Here is a 19,320-nt window from a genome sequence, read left to right as displayed (position 1 = left end):
GGGGGCGCCCGTTCACGGGGTGCCGCGCCGCGGCGACACCGGACTTCCGCGGCGCCGCCCTTGACTCCAGGGGCACCGGAGCGGTATCAGTCCGGCTGGATCCAGCCTTCCCGGATCGCATGGCGGCGCAGCAGCAGCTTCGTGCCGAGGTCGACGCCGGCGGCGCGGTACTTGCGCCGGCCGCGCTTGATGTAGCTCTTCGCCGTCTGGTCGGTGGTCGCCATGTGCTGCGCCACCTCGTGCACGCTGCGGCCGCCCGCGTAGAGCTGCAGCGCCATGAGCTCCTGCCGGCCGAGGCTCGGGTCGGCGCGGTTCGCGTAGGCGTCGAGCGCGGCCTGCACGGCGAGCGAGCGGTGCTCCCGACCGGCGGCGACGTCGTGGATCGCGGCGACGAGCTCGTCGCCCGACTCGTTCTTCGCCACGAACGCCTGCGCGCCCGCGAGCACGGCGGCGTGCACGGTGGGGCCGTCGCCGTGGCGGCTGAGCGCCACCGCGGGGACGTTCGCGGCGCGCAGCGAGCGCAGCTTCGCGTCGAACGGCACGCCGTCCTCGAGGCCGTACTCGACCACGACGACGTCGACCGGGAACTCGGGGTGCGCGAGCAGCGCCTCCCAGCTCGTGAGGGCCGCGACGACGTCGATGCGCGAGCGCGAGCCGGACAGCCTCGCGGCGAGTCCCTCCACGAGCAGCTGGTGCTCGTCGACGAGGGCGACCCGCACCCGGGAGCGCGCCTCCGCGTTCGCTGCCGTCATCGCTGCCTTCCCACCCGATCGCGCCGGGGACGCCCCGCGCCGCCCCCATCGTATGGGGATCCGGGGGGCGGATGGGGGCGCGGGAACGACCGGAACGGGGGCGCGGCTCAGGTGGCGAGCAGGCGGACGATCGCCGCGCCGACGGCGTCGCGCTCGATGAGGAACGCGTCGTGCCCGAACGGCGACTCGAGCACCGTCGGCTCGCGGCCGTCGAGCGCGGTCGGCACCGCGCCCGCGATCACCCGCTGGCCCTCGAGGGGGTAGAGGCGGTCGGTGTCGATGCCGAGCACGAGCATCGGCGCGCGCACCGCCGCGAGCGCGGCCTCGACGCCGCCGCGGCCGCGGCCCACGTCGTGCGAGCTCATCGCGTCGACGAGCCGGATGTAGCTGTTCGCGTCGAAGCGCCGGGGGAAGCGGTTGCCGTGGAAGTCGAGGTACGACTCGACCGCGAACCGGCCGCCGGACCCGAGCGGCGACACCCCGCTCTGCCAGGAGCGGCCGAACCGCTCGTTCAGCTCGTCGCGGCTGCGGTAGTTGAGCAGCGCCATGCGGCGCGCGAGCGCGAGCCCCCGGTGCGGCCCTTCGACGCGGGCGTAGTAGTCGCCTCCACGGAACAGCGGGTCGCTCCGCACGGCCTCGACCTGCACCGAGTTGAGCGCGACCTGATCGGCCGTCGACACGGGGGGCGCCGCGAGCACCGCCGCCCGCGCGAGCCGGTCGGGATGCCCGACCGCCCACTCGAGCGCGTGCATGCCGCCCATCGAGCCGCCGACCACCGCGGCCCAGACGTCGATGCCGAGCCGGTCGGAGAAGGCGACCTGCGCCGCGACCTGGTCCCGGATCGTGAGGTACGGGAAGCGGCCGCCCCACTCGGTGAGCGACGGCCCGAGCGATGCCGGACCGGTCGTGCCCTGGCAGCCGCCCAGGATGTTCGGCGCGACGACGAACCACCGCTCGGTGTCGATCGGCGCGCCGGGGCCGACCATCCCCTCCCACCAGCCGGCGGTCGGCTGGCCCGGCCCCGCAGAGCCGACGACGTGCGCGTCGCCGGTGAGGGCGTGCAGCACGAGCACCGCGTTGTCGCGGGCGGGGGAGAGGCGCCCCCACGTCTCGTACGCGATCCGGACGGCCGGCAGCGTCGCACCCGTCTCGAGCGCGAGCGGACCCGTGGCGACGAAGCGCCGGTCGCCGACCGGGTCGCCCTCCCGCCACGCGCCGCTCGCGGGCGGCTTGCCGATGAGGGCCCGGGCGTCGCGGTCGGTGACCGGGCGTGCCGCCTCGGAGTCCTCCGACGTCTGCCAGTCCATGTCCTCGCCAGTATGGGTGGGCGGACGAAGGCGCTCCCGCCGTGTTACGACGGGAGCGCCTCCGTGCCGGAGCGATTACTGGACCGCGGTCTCCTGGAAGGAGCGCGCGGCCTTCAGACCCGCATCGAGGTCGGCCTTCAGGTCGTCGACGTGCTCGAGCCCGACCGAGAGCCGCACGAGGCCCGGCGTGACGCCGCTCGTCAGCTGCTGCTCGGGGGTGAGCTGCGAGTGCGTCGTCGAGGCGGGGTGGATGACGAGCGAGCGCACGTCGCCGATGTTCGCGAGGTGGCTGAACAGCGTGAGGCTCTCGACGAACCGGCGGCCGGCGTCGACGCCGCCCTTCAGCTCGAACGACAGCACCGCGCCGACGCCCTTCGGGGCGTACCGGTTCGCGGCGGCGTACCACCGGCTCGACGGGAGGCCCGAGTAGTTGACGCTCGCGACGTCGTCGCGGTCCTCGAGCCACTCGGCGATCTCCTGCGCGTTCTGCACGTGCCGCTCGATGCGGAGCGAGAGCGTCTCGATGCCCTGCAGCAGCGTGAACGCCGTGTCGGGCGAGACCGCGGCGCCGACGTCGCGGAGCAGCTGCACGCGCGCCTTGATGACGTAGGCGATCCCGTCGCCGACCGCGGTCGTGTACGAGGCGCCGTGGTACGACGGGTCCGGCTCGGTGAGGCCGGGGAACCGCTCCACGTGCTCGCTCCACTTGAAGCGGCCGCCGTCGACGATCGCGCCCGCGACCACCGTGCCGTGGCCGCCGAGGAACTTCGTGGCGGAGTGCACGACGATGTCGGCCCCGTGCGCGAACGGGCGGATGAGGTACGGCGTCGCGATCGTGTTGTCGACGATCAGCGGCAGGTCGTGCTCGTGCGCGACGGCCGCGACGGACTCGATGTCGAGGACATTGATGCGCGGGTTGCCGATCGTCTCCGCGAAGAACAGCTTCGTGTTCGGGCGCACCGCCGAGCGCCACGCCTCCGGGTCGTCCTGGTCCTCGACGAAGGTGACGTCGATGCCGAGCTTCTTCAGCGTGTACTCGAAGAGGTTGTAGGTGCCGCCGTAGATCGAGCTCGACGAGACGATGTGGTCGCCGGCGCCCGCGATGTTCAGCACCGCGTAGGTCGTCGCCGCCTGCCCGGACGCGAGCAGCAGCGCCGCCGTGCCGCCCTCGAGCGCCGCGATGCGCTCCTCGACGACCGCCTGCGTGGGGTTCTGGATGCGGCTGTAGATGTTGCCGAACTCGGCGAGCGCGAACAGGTTCTTCGCGTGGTCCGCGGAGTTGAAGACGTACGAGGTCGTCTTGTAGATGGGCGTCGCCCGCGCGTTCGTGACGGGGTCGGGTGCGGCCCCCGCGTGGATCTGCTCGGTCTCGAAGTGCCAGGAGGACTCGGTCATGGCGGTGAGGCTAGGGAGGCCCGCCGGCACCAGCAACGGGTCGGCGACACATGCGGTAACGGGCGGCACGCACGCGTCGGCGCGGGGAACGCTCGGCGGCCGGCTGCTTCGATGGCGCCATGACGGACACACGGGTGGTGGTGACGGGGGCGAGCTCCGGCATCGGGGCGGCGACGGTGCGCCTGCTCCGGGCGCACGGGCGCCCGGTGACGGCGGTGGCGCGGCGCGAGGACCGCCTGCGGTCGCTCGCGGAGGAGACCGGCTGCGAGGTCGTGGTCGCCGACCTCACGAGCGACGACGACGTGGCCCGCCTCGTCGCGGAGCTCGAGGCCGGCGGCGGTGCCGGCGCGCTCGTGAACAACGCGGGCGGGGCGCGCGGTGCCGACTCCGTCGAGCACGGCAGCATCGACGACTGGCGCTGGATGTACGAGGTGAACGTGATCGCCACGAAGCGGGTCACGAGCGCGCTGCTGCCGATGCTCCGCGACGCCGCAGAGGCGTCGGGCGTCGCCGACATCGTGACGGTCACGTCGACGGCGGCCCAGGTCGGCTACGAGGGCGGCGGCGGGTACAACGCGGCGAAGTTCGCCGAGCGGGCGCTCGTGAACGTGCTGCGCCTCGAGCTGGCGGGCGAGCCGATCCGCGTCGTCGACATCGCACCCGGCATGGTGCGCACCGAGGAGTTCTCGCTGAAGCGGTTCGGCGGCGACCAGGCGCGGGCCGACGCCGTCTACCTGGACGTGCCCGACCCGCTCTCCGCGGATGACGTCGCCGAGGCGATCGTCCACGCCCTCGAGCTGCCCCCGCACGTGAACCTCGACCTCGTGACCGTCCGGCCGCTCGCGCAGGCCGCGGCCCACAAGGTGGCGAAGGGCCCGCTCACGGTCAAGCGGTGACGGTCAGCCCGGGTCCTTCGGAGGATCGGCGGATCGGCACCCGCAGCGCGGACGGCGCGTCCGTGCGGACCACCGAGTGGACCACCGAGTGCGGGATTCGGTGGGCGTCTCCGTGGTCGGCACGGATGGCAGCGGACCGTCGGCGGACGACGCTTTCGGCGTTCCGATCCACCGAAGGAGCCGATCATGTTCCAGCCCACCGCCCTCCACACCGACTTCGCCCGCCGCCTGCAGGCGGACCGCGTCGCGACCGTCCGCGTCGAGCGGCGCCGGGGCGCCTCGCTCGTCGCCCGCATCCGGACCGCGCTGCGGGGTCACCGTGGCCCCGTCGTCGAGCAGCCCTCCGCCGCCACTGCGTGACCACTGTTCCGCCGCCGCCGATCGGGGCAGGATCGGCGGATGTGACGACCGGCGGCGTCCAGGAGGCGATCTCGCCCCGCGAGCAGGAGGTGCTCGCGGCGCTCGTCGGCCACGCGACGAACGCCGAGATCGCGGAGCGTCTCTTCATCTCGGTGCGCACGGTGGAGAGCCACATCGCGTCCCTGCTCCGCAAGACCGGCGCCCGTGACCGGCGGGCGCTCGCCGTGCTCGGCCCGATCGAGCAGGCGCCCGCCGCCCGCCCGCGCGTGGCCTCCACCCTGACCTCGTTCGTCGGGCGCGCCGTCGAGCGCGAGGCGCTCGCCACGGCGCTCGCCGAGCACCGGCTCGTCACCGCGCTCGGCCCGGGCGGTGTCGGGAAGACGCGGCTCGCCTTCAGCGTCGCGGCCGATCTCGCCGATCGCTACCCGGACGGCGCGTGGATCGTCGACCTCGTGCCGCTCACCGACCCCGACCGGCTCGCGCCCAGCGTGGCGGAGCGCCTCGGCGTCCAGGAGCGCCAGGGGCGCCCGGCCGTCGACGCCCTGGAGGCCTGGCTCACCACGCGCACCGCGCTGCTCGTCCTGGACAACTGCGAGCACCTGCTCGATCCTGTCGCCGAGCTGCTCGAGCGACTGCTCGCCGCCTGCGCCGGCCTGACCGTCCTCGCGACCAGCCGAACCCGGCTCGCCGTGCCGTTCGAGTGGGTCCTCCCCGTTCCCGGCCTCTCGACCGGCGAGCAGGGCGACGCGGCCGCGCTGTTCGAGGCGCGTGCGCGCGCGGCCGGCGCGGCCGTGACCGACACCGATCGGGAGCGCGTCAGCCGCGTCTGCGAGGCCCTCGAGGGCGTCGCGCTCGCGATCGAGCTCGCGGCCGCCCGCCTTCCCTCGCTCGGGCTCGACGGGTTGGAAGCGGCGCTCGGCGACCGGCTCGCCGTCCTCACCGGCGGGGCCCGAACCGATGCGCGGCACCGGTCGCTCCGCGCCACGCTCGACTGGAGCCACGACCTGCTCGGCCCGGGTGAGCGGGCGGTGCTCCGACGCGTGACCGTGTTCGCCTCCCCGTTCACGGCCGCGTCCGCCGTGGCCGTGTCCGCGGCGCTTCCCGGTGTGCGGGGGGCAGCGGTCCCCGCTGTCCTCGCCGCGCTCGTCGACGGGAGCCTGCTCGACGCCGTCCACGCGCCGGGCGCGACCCGCTACCGCGCCCTCGAGACCATCAGGCAGTACGGCGCCGAGCGCCTCGAGGCGGCGGGCGAGCGGGACGCCGTCCGCTCCGCCCATCTCGCCTGGTGCCGCGCCCAGGCAGAGGCGCTCGAGGGTCGCACCGCCGACGCCGAGACCTGGATGCGCGACGTCGACGCCCTGGTGGACGAGGTGCGTGCCGCCCTCGTCGGGTCCCTGGCCGACGCCGACCGCGGCGTGGCCTGTGACCTCGCCGCACGGTTCGCCCGGCTCGCCTTCGCGCGCGGCATGCCCGGCGAGGCGCAGCGCCGCTTCGAGCAGGCCGCGTCGCTGGCTGACGACGCCCTCATCCGCGCCACCGCGTACGCCGCAGCGGCCGGTGCCGCCGAGGCGAGGCAGTTCGGCGACTCCGCGCTCCGCCTGCGGCGTCTCGCGGCTCCCGCCTTCGTGGAGGCCGGGCGGCTCGAGGAGGCGGTCATCCAGCTCGCGCGGAGCGGTGAGACCATCCGGCGGTTCCAGGGCATCCTCACGACCGTGCCGGAGGACCAGGCCGCGGTGGCCCTGCTCGACGAGGCCGCCTCGATCGGCGCGGGCAGCGACCGGGCCACGGCCCGCGTCGCCGCGGCGCGGCTGATGGCCGAGGCCGACGAGGACCCGGCGAAGATCCGTCAGGCTCTCGCGCTCGCCACGGAGTTCGAGCGCCTCGACGACCGGGTCGGATGGAGCGCGTCACTCGATACCGCCTGCGCAGCGCGGCTCGTGCAGGGCGACCTCCGCGGCGCCTTCGACGCAGCCGCGGCGCGCGAGGACGTGCTCGCGCCTCTCGGGGTCGTGCCGGAGACCGGGATCGAGCTCACCGACGCGCTCCAGATGGCGACCGAGTGCGCCGTCGGCATCGGCGATCTCGTCGGAGCCGAGCGGCTCGCGCGTCGCCTGCTGGACCTGCCGTACCACGCTCTCGAGCCGCACCTCGCTACCCCGCGGGCGATGCTCGTGAACTGGGTGCAGGGGGACCTGTCCGGCTGCCTCCGGCTCGGCGAGCGCTTCCTCGACGGCTGGGAGCGCGCCGGGCGGCCCATCGTGCACAACCTCGCGCCGTCCGCCGCCGCAGCGGCCAACGCGGCGCGGCTCGCCGCCGACGCCGGGGGCGAGCAGCGCTGGCTCGAGGTCCTCCGTGCGCTCGCGGACACGACCTGGACGTCGGACAACTTCGAAGTCCTCGGCTTCCGGGTACTCGCCCTCCTGCACGAAGGCAGGGCGAAGGAGGCGCACGCCGGCACGCTCGACAGCCCTGCGCGGTGGGACAAGTGGTACGGCGCGATCTGGCGCCCCTGGTACGCGGCGCTCCGGGCCGAGGCGGCGGTGCTGGCCGGAGCTCCGGAGACCGCGGAGCGCATCTCCCTGGCGCGACCGGCGGTCGCCCCGAACGTCGTCGCGTCGACGCTCCTCGAGCGTGCCGAGGCGCTGGTCGCCGAGCGGGACCGCCTCCCCGCCATCGCCGACCGGCTCGAGTCGCAGGGCGCCCGCTACCAGGCCGCGCGCACGCGGATCATGGCAGGCGGCGAGCTCCGCACCCGCGGGGAGCGCGAGATGGCCGCGTGCGGCGCCGCCCCGATGGCGTGGGCCGGCTGAGGTCCCCGCTGCAGGTCCGTCGCGCCCGAACGCTCCCGCCTCACGCGGGAGCGGATGCGAGCAGGCGCACGCCCGAGTCGGACGAGAGCGCCTGCGCGCGTACCCGGAGGTCAGGCGCGATCGCCGCCTCGACGGCGTCGACGAACTCGGCCTCCTCGTCGGAGAGCCACGCGTCGCCCGGCCGCTCCCACACGAGCAGCACGGCCGCGGCGCCCGCCATCCGGCCGGTCTCGACGACGACCTCGCCGAGCCGCTCGACGGCGGGCAGCCGCATCGGCACGTCCTCGACGGGGATCGCGAGCGGGATCGGCTCGTCACGCGCGTCGGTGAAGAACAGCCAGAGCTCGTTCCGCAGCGCGGGACCGATCAGGTCGCGCAGCGAGTCGAGCAGGTCGGTGTCGGTGGTCCTAGCGGGAAGCGACATGCCGGGCAGCGTGGCCTCCGCGCATCCCGCCCGCTCCGCCGTCCACAGCGGCCGCGAGGTGCAGCCCTGGCCTCGACCTCTGGGGAGGAGCGGATGTGCTTCCGCCCTGCAGGCTCAGACCGCGCCGACGGCTGCGCCGAGCGCGAGCCGCGCGCCGGCCGCGACCGCGAGCGCGACGGCGAAGCCGAGCGCCCCGACGACGGCGAGCCCCACGACCGCGAGCCCGAACAGCACCGCCTCCGCGATGAGACGCCCGGCCGGCGGAAGGCGCCGCGGGGCTCGCGGGGCGAGCAGGGCTCCCCACACGACGACCACGGCGACGGGCAGCAGCACCGCGAGGACGACGGCTGCGATTCCCGGCAGCCCCGACGCGAGCCCGATCACGACGCCCGCGACGAGCAGTGCGAGCTCCACGAGCAGGGCGAGCACCGCGTTCAGGCCGAGGAGGGGACGCATCGCTCCCATGCTGGCGCATCCGTGGCCGGAGGATGGAGGCGTGACCGATCCGATCGTCCGCCGCGCGGTCCCTGCCGATGCGCACGCGCTCGTCGAGCTGCGGGCCGCCATGTTCCACGCGCTCGGCCAGGACGACGGACCCGCCGATGCGCCCTGGCGCACGGCCGCGGGGCGCTGGTTCGCGGAGCGCCTCGCCGAGGAGACCGGCACAGCCGTCTTCGTCGTCGACGTCGACGGGCGCCCGGTGTCGTGCGCGATGGGCCTCGTCGAGCGCCGGGCGCCGTCACCGGCGAACCCGTCGTCCACGCGCGGCCACGTCTCGCAGGTGAGCACGTTGCCGGAGCACCGGCGCCAGGGCTACGCGCGAGCCTGCCTCGCGGCGCTGCTGGGCTGGTTCGAGACGGAGACGGGCGCTCGCTTCGTCGACCTGCACGCCGCGCCCGACGGTGCCGCGCTCTACCGCTCGCTCGGCTTCCGCGACGCCCCGAACCCGGGCATGCGGCTCACGTTCTAGAACGGGCAGGCGACGGGATCGAGGTCGGCGGGTGCGGGTGGCGCCGGTGTCGGCTCCGGTGGATCGTCGGGCGGGACCACGATGCGGGTGCCCCAGATGCTCGTCCAGACCACGCTCCGGTCGGGCTTCAGCCGCAGGTCGTACTGACCCGAGCCCTTCATCACGTGATCGCGGCGGGCGAGGAGCACGAGGTTGTCGATGGCGGTGCGCCCGCGGTGGATCGCCCACTCGCGGACGTGATCGAGGTCGCCGCGTCGCCGACCGCAGCCGCATCGGCAGGTGCCGTCGAGCAGGGTGACGAGGCGCCGGAGGTCCTCCGGCGGCCGGTAGCGCCGCCGGTCGACGTCGACGATCGTGCCGGTGACCGGGTGGGTGAGGATGCGGATCCAGGTCCTCGCGCTGCCCGCCAACCGCGTCGCGGTGTCGAGGTCGATCGGGCCGTAGCCGGCGAGCGTCGCGGGCGCGTCGGAGTGCCCGAGCAGCGTCATCGCGGGCACGAAGACGTGCACGACCGGCTCGACACCGATGCGGTTCGGCACCGAGAGCCGGTCGTCGTGCGGATCGGCCGCGTGGCGGCCGCCCTCCGTCAGCACGTCGACGAGGAGATCGGCGCGCAGCTGCGCCACGGTGCGGCTCTCGCCAGGGCGGCCGGCGGCCGCGACGGCGGCCTGCTGGAGCTGGTGGTCGATGCCGAGCAGGTCGGCGACCGCGCCGTGCAGCACGAGGTCGGCCATGCCGTCCTCGGCGGGCAGCAGCGTGACCCCGCGCCCCTTGAGCGCTGCGCGGTGCCGCTCGTCGGCGGTGCCGGCCTGGAGGCGCTCGCGGAGGCGGCGGAGGCGCTCCTTGAGGCGGGGGAGCTGCGCGCCGGCGAGCAGCGCGGCGGCCCGAAGGTCGTACTCGGCGAGCGGCTCGGGATCGAGCCCGTGCGCCTGCGCGTGCACCAGGCGGAGCGCCGACCAGGGCGCCGCCCCGTCGAGGAAGGCGGCCCACGACGCCGGGAACGACCGCTCGAGCGTGTCGGCGGTGTGCACGACGAACACGGCCGACCGGTCGGCGATGCGCAGCTTGGCGGCGACCGCGTGCAGCACCGACCGCTCGTAGGGCCCGTCGAGCACCGCATCGGGGCCGCCCTCGACCTGCTCCATCGCCGCGCGATAGGCGCGGAGCGCGCCCGCGACGCGATCGGCCTCGGCCCGCTGCCAGTCGCGCTGGTAGGCGTCGAGCACCTCGAAGCGGAACGTGGCGGCGGGCTCGTCAGGCAGCGGGTGCTCCTCGAACGGCTCGTCGGACACCTCGCACCACATGCGGGCGATGTCGGCCGGGTCGAGACCGTGCTCGGTGGCGAAGGCTTCGAGGGGATCGAGCCGCCGCGTCTCCGGCTGCTCGTCGGTGAGCGCGCCGAGCGCGTCGAGCGAGGGCACGGCGTCGTCCGGCTCCTCCCCGGTTCCGCGCCGCGCCTCGTCCGCCATGCCCACATCCTATCGAACACCTGTTCGAAGAACCAGGACTACGCAGCCCTGGGGAAACGGCAGCGGCCCGCCCTCCGGTGGAGAGCGGGCCGCTGGTCGAGCCGGAGCAGCGGGCTCAGGGCGTGATGGTCCCCGTCGGCGCCGGGCTCGTCGTCTCGACGGGCGCGGGGCTCGTCGAGGCGGACGACGAGCTCGACGAGGACGCGGTCGCAGCGGCCGGCGTGGCGCCGGCATCGCCCTCGAGCAGGAGGTGCACCGAGAGCCTCGTGGTCTGCCCCGCCACGAGCGTGATGCTCGGGTCGGGCCACGCGTACCAGTAGGGCGAGAACGCCTGGAACGGGTCCGCCCACGGCTCGACGCCGACGATGCGGTGCGTGCCGGGCGCGGCCGTCCCCTCGAGACCGTCGACGCCTGCCCACGCGTCGAGACCGCTGTCGTCGAGGAACGAGGCGCTCATGCCGGCCTCGTCGCGGACGTCGACGCCGTCGGTGCGGGCATCGCCCGCGTAGACGACGCCGGCGAGCCGTCCGACGGGCCCGCCCGCCGACAGCTTCAGCGTGGTGTCCTTCGCCAGGCCGGCGCTCGTCGTCGACAGGAGGCGGTTCGGCGCCATGTAGAGCACCCGGTAGCTGCCGGGAAGCAGGCCGAAGAGCGCGTAGCGACCGCCGGAGGCCGAGGCGGAGGCGTAGCTCGAGAAGTTCTTCGCGACGGCGACGACCTCACCGGTGGAGGCGCCGCTGACGGTGCCCTCCAGTGAGACGGTGCGTTTCGTCGGCGCCAGCACGCCGAGGTTCACGCCCTGGCCCGCGGTCAGCGTCACGAGTCGCTCGGCGTAGCGGGCGCCGTCGCGGTCGGAGACGCGGACGTCGTAGGTGCCTGCAGGCAGACCCGAGGCGACGACGGTGTTGCGGCTCGTCGTGGCCGACGCGTCGCGCTCGTCGCCCGTGACGATGCCGCCGTACCGCGACGAGCGGGTCACCACGAAGACGTAGCGGTCGGCACCGGGGGCCGAGTCGTAGGTCGCCTTGATCAGTCCGCCGAGCACGAGGCTCGCGTTCACCTGCGTCGTGACGCCGCTCGCGAGACCGCTCACCGGCTTCGTCAGCGGCACGTAGCCGTGCAGGGCCGTGGTGTTGCCGACCGCACCGAAGCGGACGGACCGCACGCCGAGCGGGACGCCCGCGATCGACCACGTGCCGTCGGCCGCGGTCCGCGTGCTGCGGTCGCCGGCGCGGACGGCGGCGCCGCCCACGGCCTTGCCGCTGCTCGTCACGACGCCGGCGAGCGTCGCGCCGAGCGCGCGCTGCACGGACACGACGCGGTCGGTGCCGGCCGTCGCGGTGACGCGGGTCGCGGAGCGCCACTCGAGGTGCGTGGCGTCGGCGGGCACGACGACGCGGTAGTCGCCGGGCACGACCTCCATGCGGAAGGCGCCGGTCGCATCGGCGGAGACCGCGCCGACGTCGTCACCGTGCAGGTTCTGCAGGTGCACGCCGCGCTTCGCGAGGTCAGGGCCGCCCGTGCCGCGGATCACGGCGGCGTCGCCGAGGGTGATGGGCGGCAGCGCCTTCGGTGCGGTGCCGGCGGTGAACAGCCGGGTGCTCTGGTAGGCGTAGGACTGTCCCGCGAAGCCGACGTAGACGCCGACGCTCCCGGCCTTCTGCGCCTTCGGGCGCACCGGCTCGTCGTTCGGCCAGTCGGTCGTCGCGGCCGAGGCGTGGGGCAGCCCGGCGAACACGACGTACTTCGTGCCGGCCGCCGGCAGCGCGAGCGAGTACGTGCCGTCGGCCGCGGTGACCGTGGTCCGCTCGTCGTCGGTGTCGGGCTCGAACCAGCCGACGGTCACGCCGACCTGCGGGGCGCCGTGGAACACGACCTTCCCGGTGAGGGCCGGCGCCACGGCGTTCGCGGCGGTGGCGGGGACGAGGGCCGCGGCGAGTGTCGCGGCGGTGGCGAGGGCCAGTGCAGGGGCTGAGCGCACGTGGAGGGGGACCTTCCGGTGGGGGATGTCCCGAACGGTACGAACCGCCCTTTCTTGGAATCCTTTGACACACGGCGCGGCGGGCCCGGGACCCCTCGGAGTGGGGGTCCCGCTCCCTCGTCACCCGCGTGCGTACGGCCAGGTCCAGTCGGCGATCGCCGGGTCGTCCTCGCCGTGCTCCCGCGTGTGGAGCCGCGCCGCGAGGCGCGAGTCGGTCATGCGCTGCCGCAGCACCGCGTAGGCCGAGCCGAGCGCCGGCACCCGGTCGATCACGTCGGTGACGAGGCTGAACCGGTCGAGCGCGTTCATCGCGACCATGTCGAAGGGCGTCGTCGTGGTGCCCTCCTCGATGTAGCCGTGGACGTGGAACTGGGCGTGGTTCGCGCGCTTGTAGGTGAGCCGGTGGATGAGCGTGGGGTAGCCGTGGAAGGCGAAGACCACCGGCTTGTCGGGCGTGAAGATCGCATCGAACTCGCGGTCGGACAGCCCGTGCGGGTGCTCCGACACCGACTGCAGGCGCATGAGGTCGACGACGTTCACGACCCGCACCTTGAGGTCGGGGACGTGCTGCCGCAGCAGGTCGGCCGCGGCGAGCGTCTCCATGGTCGGGATCTCGCCCGCGCAGGCGAGCACGACGTCCGGCTCGCCGTCCGTCGTGGAGGCCCAGTCCCAGATGCCGACGCCGCGCGCGCAGTGCGCGACCGCCTCGTCCATCGTCAGGTAGTCGAGCGCCTCCTGCTTGCCCGCGACGATCACGTTGATGTACTGCCGGCTGCGCAGCACGTGGTCGCCGACGGAGAGCAGGCAGTTCGTGTCCGGCGGCAGGTAGACGCGGGCGATCTCGGCCTTCTTGTTCACGACGTGGTCGATGAAGCCGGGGTCCTGGTGGCTCGAGCCGTTGTGGTCCTGCCGCCAGACGTGGCTCGTGATCAGGTAGTTCAGGCTCGAGATGCCGACGCGCCACGGGATGCGGTTGACGTCGTGCAGCCACTTCGCGTGCTGGTTCACCATCGAGTCGATGATGTGGGCGAAGGCCTCGTACGAGCTCATGAGGCCGTGCCGCCCGGTGAGGAGGTAGCCCTCGAGCCAGCCCTCGCAGAGGTGCTCCGAGAGCACCTCCATGACGCGCCCGCCCGCAGCGAGGTGATCGTCGGTGCCGACGACCGGCTCCTCCCAGGCGCGGTCGGTGGCCTCGAACACCGCCTGCAGGCGGTTCGACGCGGTCTCGTCCGGGCCGAACAGCCGGAACCGGGTCGGGTTCAGCCGCATGACGTCGCGGAGGTACTCGCCGAGCCGCGTCGTCGCCGACGAGAACGAGGTGGCGGGACCCGGCACGTCCACGGCGTAGTTCCGGAACTCGGGCAGCTCGAGCTCCTTGAGCAGCAGGCCGCCGTTCGTATGCGGGTTGGCGCCCATCCGCCGGGCGCCCTCGGGAGCGAGCTCGGCGAGCTCGGGCAGCAGCCGGCCCTCGTCGTCGAACAGGTCGCCCGGGTCGTAGCCCTTCATCCACGCCTCGAGCGCGTGGAGGTGGTCCTCGTTCGTCCGCACCTCGGTGAGCGGCACCTGGTGGGCGCGGAAGGTGCCCTCGATCTGCTGCCCGTCGACCCGCTTCGGGCCGGTCCAGCCCTTCGGCGTGCGCAGCACGACCATCGGCCAGCGGGCCGGCTCGCCCCTGCGGCTCCCGCCGTCGCGCGCGGCCCGCTGGATCCCGGCGATGCGGTCCATGCAGGTGTCGAGGGCCTCGGCGAGCTCGCGGTGCACGCGCATCGGGTCGTCGCCCGCGACCTCGATCGGCTCCCAGCCCCAGCCGCGGATCAGCGAGTGCAGCTGCTCCTCAGGCAGCCGCGCGAGCACGGTGGGGTTCGCGATCTTGTAGCCGTTCAGGTGCAGCACCGGCAGGACGGCGCCGTCGCGGGCCGGGTCGAGGAACGCCGGGGCGTGCCAGCTCGTGGCGAGCGGCCCGGTCTCGGCCTCGCCGTCGCCCACGACCGTGAACGCGACGAGGTCCGGGTTGTCGAACACCGCGCCGGTGGCGTGCATGAGCGAGTAGCCGAGCTCGCCGCCCTCGTTGATCGAGCCCGGCGTCTCGGGCGCCGCGTGGCTCGGGATCCCGCCCGGGAAGGAGAACTGGCGGAACAGCCGCCGCATCCCGTCGACGTTCTGCCCGATGTGCGGGTAGGTCTCGGTGTAGCTGCCCTCGAGGTAGGTGTTCGCGACCATGCCGGGGCCGCCGTGACCCGGCCCGCAGACGTAGATCGCGTCGAGGTCGCGCTCGCGGATGAGGCGATTGAAGTGGACGTAGAGCAGGTTCAGCCCGGGCGTCGTGCCCCAGTGCCCGAGCAGCCGCGGCTTGACGTGGTCGGGCGTGAGCGGCTCGCGCAGCAGCGGGTTGTCGAGCAGGTAGATCTGGCCGACCGACAGGTAGTTCGCCGCCCGCCAGTAGCGGTCCATCCTCGCGAGCAGGTCGTCGTCGACGGTCGGAGCGGTCTCGGCGGGCGCGGTCGTGGTCACCGGCACAGCGTCGACGCTCCGGCTGAACGGGAGGTAGACGCCTCCGATCAGGCCCGCTCGGCCTCGTCGAGGAGCGCGGTGACGGCGCCGAGCACCTCCTGCGGGCGCTCGAGGTGCGAGCAGTGGCTCGCATCGGGCACGACGACCGTGCGGGTGTCGGGGATGCCGTCGACGAAGGGCTGCCAGGCCTCGGGGGTCGCCTCGTCGAGCTCGCCGGCGAGCACGAGCGTCGGCACCTCGACCTGGGGGAGCCGCTCGATCACGCTCCACTCCTTGAGCGACCCGATGACTGTGAACTCGCTCGGGCCGTTCATCGTGAAGTACACGGTCGGGTCGGCCTCCTCCTGCTCGAGCGTCGCGATGAGGTCCGCGGGCCACGGGTCGAGCCGGCAGACGTGCCGGCGGTAGAAGACGTCGACGGCCGCGAGGTACTCGGGGTCGTCGTAGGTGCCGGCCGCCTCGTGCCGGTCGAGCGCGTCGCGCGTCCGCGGAGGCAGGTCCTGCTTCAGCCGGTTGCAGCCGGCGACCCAGAGCGGCATCGACGCGGGGGAGTTGAGGATCGACAGCGACGCGAGGCCCGCGGGGCGGCGCACCGCGATCTCGGCGCCGAGCATCCCGCCCCACGACTGACCCACCACGTGGTAGCGCTCGAAGCCGAGTGCCGACACGAGGTTGTGGAACTCGTCCACGAACAGCTGCGGCGTCCAGAGGTCCTTCGGCGCGTCGGGCAGGTGGGTGCTGCGTCCGCAGCCGAGCTGGTCGTAGTGGACGACGGTGCGGCCCGTGTGCGAGAGCGCAGCGAGGTTCCGCACGTAGTCGTGCGCCATGCCGGGGCCGCCGTGGAGCACGATCACGGGCAGGCCGCCGTCCTTCGGCTGCTCCGGCTCGGTCACCTGGGCCCAGGTGGTCCAGTCGCGGAACGGGATCTCGAGCGTGCGGACGGGCATGGGACGGCCTCCTCGTCGTCGGGTGCGGGTGCGATGCGGGTCAGTCGGCGCCGGTCTCCATGGCGGCGCGGTCGAGCGACTCCTCGCCCGCGTCCGTGTGCTCACCGGTGGAGGTGATCTCGGTGGCGCGGCCCTCCTCGACCTGCCCGATGAGCTCGCCGAAGGCGCCGCCGAGGTGGCCGAGCGACGCGTACTGCTCGAGCTTCGCGCGCGAGTCGGCGAGGTCGAGGTTGCGCATCGTGAGCTGGCCGATGCGGTCGCCGGGCTCGAACGCGACGTCCTCGGTGCGCTCCATCGAGAGGCGGTCCGGGTGGTAGGCCAGGCGCTCGCCGCGGGTGTCGAGGATCGAGAAGTCGTTGCCGCGGCGCAGGCGCACGGTGACCTCGCCGGTGACGGTGGCGCCGACCCACCGCGTGAGCGCCTCGCGGAGCATGAGCGCCTGCGGCTCGAGCCAGCGGCCCTCGTAGAGCAGCCGGCCGAGGCGGCGGCCCTCGGTGGCGTACTGGGCCATGGTGTCCTCGTTGTGGACCGCGCTCACGAGCCGCTCGTAGGTGACGAAGAGCAGCGCCATGCCGGGCGCCTCGTAGATGCCGCGGCTCTTCGCCTCGATGACGCGGTTCTCGATCTGGTCGGTCATGCCGAGGCCGTGCCGGCCCCCGATCGCGTTGGCGCGCTCGACGAGTGCGATGGGGTCGTCGAACCGCTCGCCGTCGATCGAGACGGGGCGGCCGCCCTCGAAGCCGACCGTGACGTCCTCGGGCGCGACCTCGACGGCGGGGTCCCAGAACCGCACGCCCATGATGGGCTCGACGAGCTCGACGGAGCTGTCGAGGTGCTCGAGCCGCTTCGCCTCGTGCGTCGCGCCCCAGATGTTCGCGTCGGTCGAGTACGCCTTCTCGGCCGAGGCCCGGTACGGCAGGTCGCGTTCCGTGAGCCACGCGCTCATCTCGGCGCGGCCGCCGAGCTCGCTGACGAACGCCGCGTCGAGCCACGGCTTGTAGACGCGCAGGCCGGGGTTCGCGAGCAGCCCGTAGCGGTAGAAGCGCTCGATGTCGTTGCCCTTGAAGGTGGACCCGTCGCCCCAGATCGAGACGCCGTCCTCCGCCATCGCCCGCACGAGCAGCGTGCCGGTCACCGCGCGGCCGATCGGCGTCGTGTTGAAGTACGGCATGCCGGAGGAGCGGATGTGGAACGCGCCGCAGGCGAGCGCCGCGAAGCCCTCCTCGACGAGCGCGCGGCGGCAGTCGACGACGCGGGCGATCTCGGCGCCGTAGCGGGTCGCCCGCTCCGGGACGCCCGCGAGGTCCGGCTCGTCGGGCTGGCCGAGGTCGGCGGTGTAGGCGCACGGCAGGGCGCCGTGCTCACGCATCCAGGCGACGGCGACGGAGGTGTCGAGGCCGCCGGAGAAGGCGATGCCCACGCGCTCGCGCTCGGGGAGGCTCGTCAGGATCTTCGGCACGGGGTCGACGCTAGCGTTGCCGCGTGACCGCCGGATCCCTCACGCTCGTCGGCGGCGGCTGGGACGGCGGAGGTCGTGCGTTCGCGCCCTTCCTCGCCGCGGCGGCCGCGAGGCGCGCGGTGCCGCGGGTCGCCGTGATCGCGGTGCGCGACGGCGACGCCGAGGAGCACGCGGCGAGGCTCGTCGCCGAGCTGCCGGGTCGGGTCGAGCCCCGGATCGCGGTCGTGGCGCACGGGGGAGCGGTGCCCGCCGCCGTGCTCGACGACGTCGACGGGGTGCTCGTCGGCGGCGGCCTCACCCCCGCCCACCTCGACGCCCTGCTGCCGGTCGCGGACCGGATCCGCGCGCTCGTCGCCGGCGGCGTCCCGTACGCGGGCTTCTCCGCCGGCTCCGCGATCGCCGCGCGGCGGGCGCTGCTCGGCGGCTGGCGCCTGGACGGCACCCCCGTCGTCGACGAGGAGGTCGGCGAGGACCTCGACGCCCTGACGGTGCGCGACGGGCTCGGGCTCACCGATCTCACGCTCGACGTCCACGCCGCGCAGTGGGGCACCCTCGCCCGGGCGATGGCCGCGGTCGAGGCGGGCCTCGTCCCGCGGGCCGCCGCGATCGACGAGCGGACCGCGCTCGTGCTCGACGAGCGCGGCGCCCATGCCGCCGGCGACGGCAACGTCTGGTGGATCGAGCGCGCCGGTGACGCCGTCGCCGTGCGGCGCAGGACGGCCCGGTGAGCGTCCTCGGGCTCGCCGACCTCGCCGCCGAGGGCCGCATCGACCCGGGCTGGGCGGATGCGCTCGCCCCCGCCGAGCCCGCGCTGCTCGCGGCCCTGGCCTTCCTCGACACGGAGGAGGCCGCCGGGCACCGCGTGCTGCCCGCTCGCGATCACGTGCTCCGCGCCTTCACCACGCCGCTCGAGCGGGTGCGGGTGCTGATCCTCGGCCAGGACCCGTACCCGACGCCCTCGCACCCGATCGGGCTCGCCTTCGCCGTGGAGCGCCACGTGCGGCCGCTGCCGCGGAGCCTCGTCAACATCTACCGGGAGCGCGAGAGCGACCTCGGCATCCCGCCCGCCGCGCACGGCGACCTGTCGGCCTGGGCGGACCAGGGTGTGCTGCTGCTGAACCGCGACCTCACGGTGCGGGCGGGCGCCGCGAACTCCCACCGCGGCAAGGGCTGGGAGCCGTTCACCACGGTCGCGCTGCAGGCGCTCGCGCGGCGCGGGGGCCCGCTCGTCGCGATCCTCTGGGGACGGCAGGCGCAGGCGCTCGGCGGCCTGCTCGGCGACGTGCCGCGCCTCGAGTCGGCGCACCCCAGCCCGCTGTCGGCGCGGAACGGCTTCTTCGGCTCGCGGCCGTTCAGCCGCACGAACGCCCTGCTCGAGGAGCAGGGCGCGGCTCCGCTCGACTGGCGGCTGCCGGGGGACCCCGGTACCGCGGAGGCCGCCGACTAGGCTCGCGAGCCGTGCTGGAAGAGGAGTACGCGCCGCGGCGGGTGAAGCCGTTCCACCTGCGGCGGCTCCCCGCACCCGAGGCGCCGTTCACCTGGACGATCCGGCCCGCGACCCCGCGCGACCTGCCCGACGTGCGCGAGATCTACAACCACTACGTGACGAACAGCATGGTCACGCTCGACGAGGACACGATGTCGCTGCGCGAATGGCGCGCGAAGTACGCCTACCTGACCCGGCTGAAGCTGCCGTTCCTCGTCGCGGTCTCACCGAGCGGCCAGGTGCTCGGGTACGCGCTCTGCGCGCCGTGGATCCAGAGGCGCGCCTACCGGTTCACCGCCGAGAGCTCGATCTACCTGCGTGCCGCCTCGACCGGCAAGGGCCTCGGCCGCGCGCTGCTCGTCGCGCTGATCGACGCGGGTCGCGAGGCGGGCCTCAAGCAGATGCTCGCGGTGATCGCCGACAGAGGCGCTGAGGCCTCGATGGCGCTGCACCGCTCGCTCGGCTTCACGGAGCAGGGGCGGATGGGCGACGTCGCCTTCAAGTTCGACCGCTCGATCGGCACCGTGCTGCTGCAGAAGTCGATCAAGTAGCC

At 74.2% G+C, this 19,320-nt stretch carries 17 protein-coding genes; 7 read left to right on the top strand and 10 right to left on the bottom strand.

Annotated elements, in window-relative coordinates; translation table 11 throughout:
- Positions 1-86: 86 nt before the first annotated feature.
- The 3 genes from QDR37_RS14935 to QDR37_RS14925 form a co-directional block, all read right to left on the bottom strand.
- Complete coding sequence (locus QDR37_RS14935; protein WP_279714573.1) at positions 87-752, bottom strand: response regulator transcription factor; 666 nt, start codon at positions 750-752, stop codon at positions 87-89.
- A 107-nt stretch (positions 753-859) separates the two neighbouring features.
- Positions 860-2,059, bottom strand: coding sequence for a homoserine O-acetyltransferase (locus QDR37_RS14930; RefSeq protein ID WP_279714572.1), 1,200 nt, complete (start codon positions 2,057-2,059; stop codon positions 860-862).
- 75 nt (positions 2,060-2,134) lie between these two features.
- Positions 2,135-3,454, bottom strand: coding sequence for a bifunctional o-acetylhomoserine/o-acetylserine sulfhydrylase (locus tag QDR37_RS14925; protein ID WP_279714571.1), 1,320 nt, complete (start codon positions 3,452-3,454; stop codon positions 2,135-2,137).
- A gap of 119 nt (positions 3,455-3,573) precedes the next feature.
- Between QDR37_RS14925 and QDR37_RS14920 the strand changes: the two genes are divergently transcribed.
- The 3 genes from QDR37_RS14920 (at position 3,574) to QDR37_RS14910 (ending at position 7,520) form a co-directional block, all read left to right on the top strand.
- Positions 3,574-4,350, top strand: coding sequence for an SDR family oxidoreductase (locus tag QDR37_RS14920; protein WP_279714570.1), 777 nt, complete (start codon positions 3,574-3,576; stop codon positions 4,348-4,350).
- Between the two features lie 186 nt (positions 4,351-4,536).
- Positions 4,537-4,710 (top strand): hypothetical protein, encoded by a 174-nt coding sequence (locus QDR37_RS14915; protein WP_279714569.1) that lies wholly within the window; start codon positions 4,537-4,539, stop codon positions 4,708-4,710.
- Positions 4,711-4,751: 41 nt separating this feature from the next.
- Positions 4,752-7,520, top strand: coding sequence for a LuxR C-terminal-related transcriptional regulator (locus QDR37_RS14910; protein ID WP_279714568.1), 2,769 nt, complete (start codon positions 4,752-4,754; stop codon positions 7,518-7,520).
- A gap of 40 nt (positions 7,521-7,560) precedes the next feature.
- On the opposite strand, the gene QDR37_RS14905 is transcribed toward QDR37_RS14910, so the two are convergent.
- Complete coding sequence (locus QDR37_RS14905) at positions 7,561-7,944, bottom strand: hypothetical protein (RefSeq protein WP_279714567.1); 384 nt, start codon at positions 7,942-7,944, stop codon at positions 7,561-7,563.
- Positions 7,945-8,058: 114 nt separating this feature from the next.
- Positions 8,059-8,400 (bottom strand): DUF2568 domain-containing protein, encoded by a 342-nt coding sequence (locus QDR37_RS14900; RefSeq protein ID WP_279714566.1) that lies wholly within the window; start codon positions 8,398-8,400, stop codon positions 8,059-8,061.
- A gap of 40 nt (positions 8,401-8,440) precedes the next feature.
- On the opposite strand from QDR37_RS14900, the gene QDR37_RS14895 reads away from it, so the two are divergent.
- The gene (locus tag QDR37_RS14895) at positions 8,441-8,914 is read left to right on the top strand and encodes a GNAT family N-acetyltransferase (RefSeq protein ID WP_279714565.1); all 474 of its coding nucleotides are present in this window, start codon (positions 8,441-8,443) and stop codon (positions 8,912-8,914) included.
- Here QDR37_RS14895 and QDR37_RS14890 read toward each other — a convergent pair.
- From QDR37_RS14890 to argG, 5 genes are all read right to left on the bottom strand, one after another.
- On the bottom strand, positions 8,911-10,383 hold the full coding sequence (locus QDR37_RS14890; protein WP_279714564.1) for a DUF222 domain-containing protein: 1,473 nt from the start codon (positions 10,381-10,383) through the stop codon (positions 8,911-8,913). The two genes, QDR37_RS14895 and QDR37_RS14890, sit on opposite strands and share 4 nt — an antisense overlap.
- 115 nt (positions 10,384-10,498) lie before the next feature.
- The gene (locus QDR37_RS14885) at positions 10,499-12,364 is read right to left on the bottom strand and encodes a carboxypeptidase regulatory-like domain-containing protein (RefSeq protein ID WP_279714563.1); all 1,866 of its coding nucleotides are present in this window, start codon (positions 12,362-12,364) and stop codon (positions 10,499-10,501) included.
- Positions 12,365-12,484: 120 nt separating this feature from the next.
- The gene (locus tag QDR37_RS14880) at positions 12,485-14,815 is read right to left on the bottom strand and encodes a phosphoketolase family protein (protein ID WP_279714888.1); all 2,331 of its coding nucleotides are present in this window, start codon (positions 14,813-14,815) and stop codon (positions 12,485-12,487) included.
- Between the two features lie 107 nt (positions 14,816-14,922).
- On the bottom strand, positions 14,923-15,822 hold the full coding sequence (locus QDR37_RS14875) for a proline iminopeptidase-family hydrolase (protein WP_279714562.1): 900 nt from the start codon (positions 15,820-15,822) through the stop codon (positions 14,923-14,925).
- Positions 15,823-15,862: 40 nt separating this feature from the next.
- Positions 15,863-17,281: an argininosuccinate synthase gene (gene argG / locus QDR37_RS14870; protein ID WP_279714561.1), complete on the bottom strand. Its 1,419-nt coding sequence runs from the start codon at positions 17,279-17,281 to the stop codon at positions 15,863-15,865.
- A 23-nt stretch (positions 17,282-17,304) separates the two neighbouring features.
- Here argG and QDR37_RS14865 point away from each other — a divergent pair, with 23 nt between their 5' ends.
- The 3 genes from QDR37_RS14865 to QDR37_RS14855 are packed head-to-tail and all read left to right on the top strand — an operon-like array spanning position 17,305 to position 19,318.
- Positions 17,305-18,009, top strand: coding sequence for a Type 1 glutamine amidotransferase-like domain-containing protein (locus QDR37_RS14865; RefSeq protein ID WP_279714560.1), 705 nt, complete (start codon positions 17,305-17,307; stop codon positions 18,007-18,009).
- Positions 18,006-18,728, top strand: coding sequence for a uracil-DNA glycosylase (locus QDR37_RS14860; protein ID WP_279714559.1), 723 nt, complete (start codon positions 18,006-18,008; stop codon positions 18,726-18,728). Before QDR37_RS14865 ends, QDR37_RS14860 begins: the two co-directional genes overlap by 4 nt.
- 11 nt (positions 18,729-18,739) lie before the next feature.
- Positions 18,740-19,318: a GNAT family N-acetyltransferase gene (locus tag QDR37_RS14855; protein ID WP_279714558.1), complete on the top strand. Its 579-nt coding sequence runs from the start codon at positions 18,740-18,742 to the stop codon at positions 19,316-19,318.
- Positions 19,319-19,320: the final 2 nt, after the last annotated feature.

Origin of the sequence: Amnibacterium sp. CER49 (assembly GCF_029846255.1) — a bacterium.
Lineage (GTDB): Bacteria > Actinomycetota > Actinomycetes > Actinomycetales > Microbacteriaceae > Amnibacterium.
This window is presented reverse-complemented; position numbering and strand designations above follow the sequence as displayed.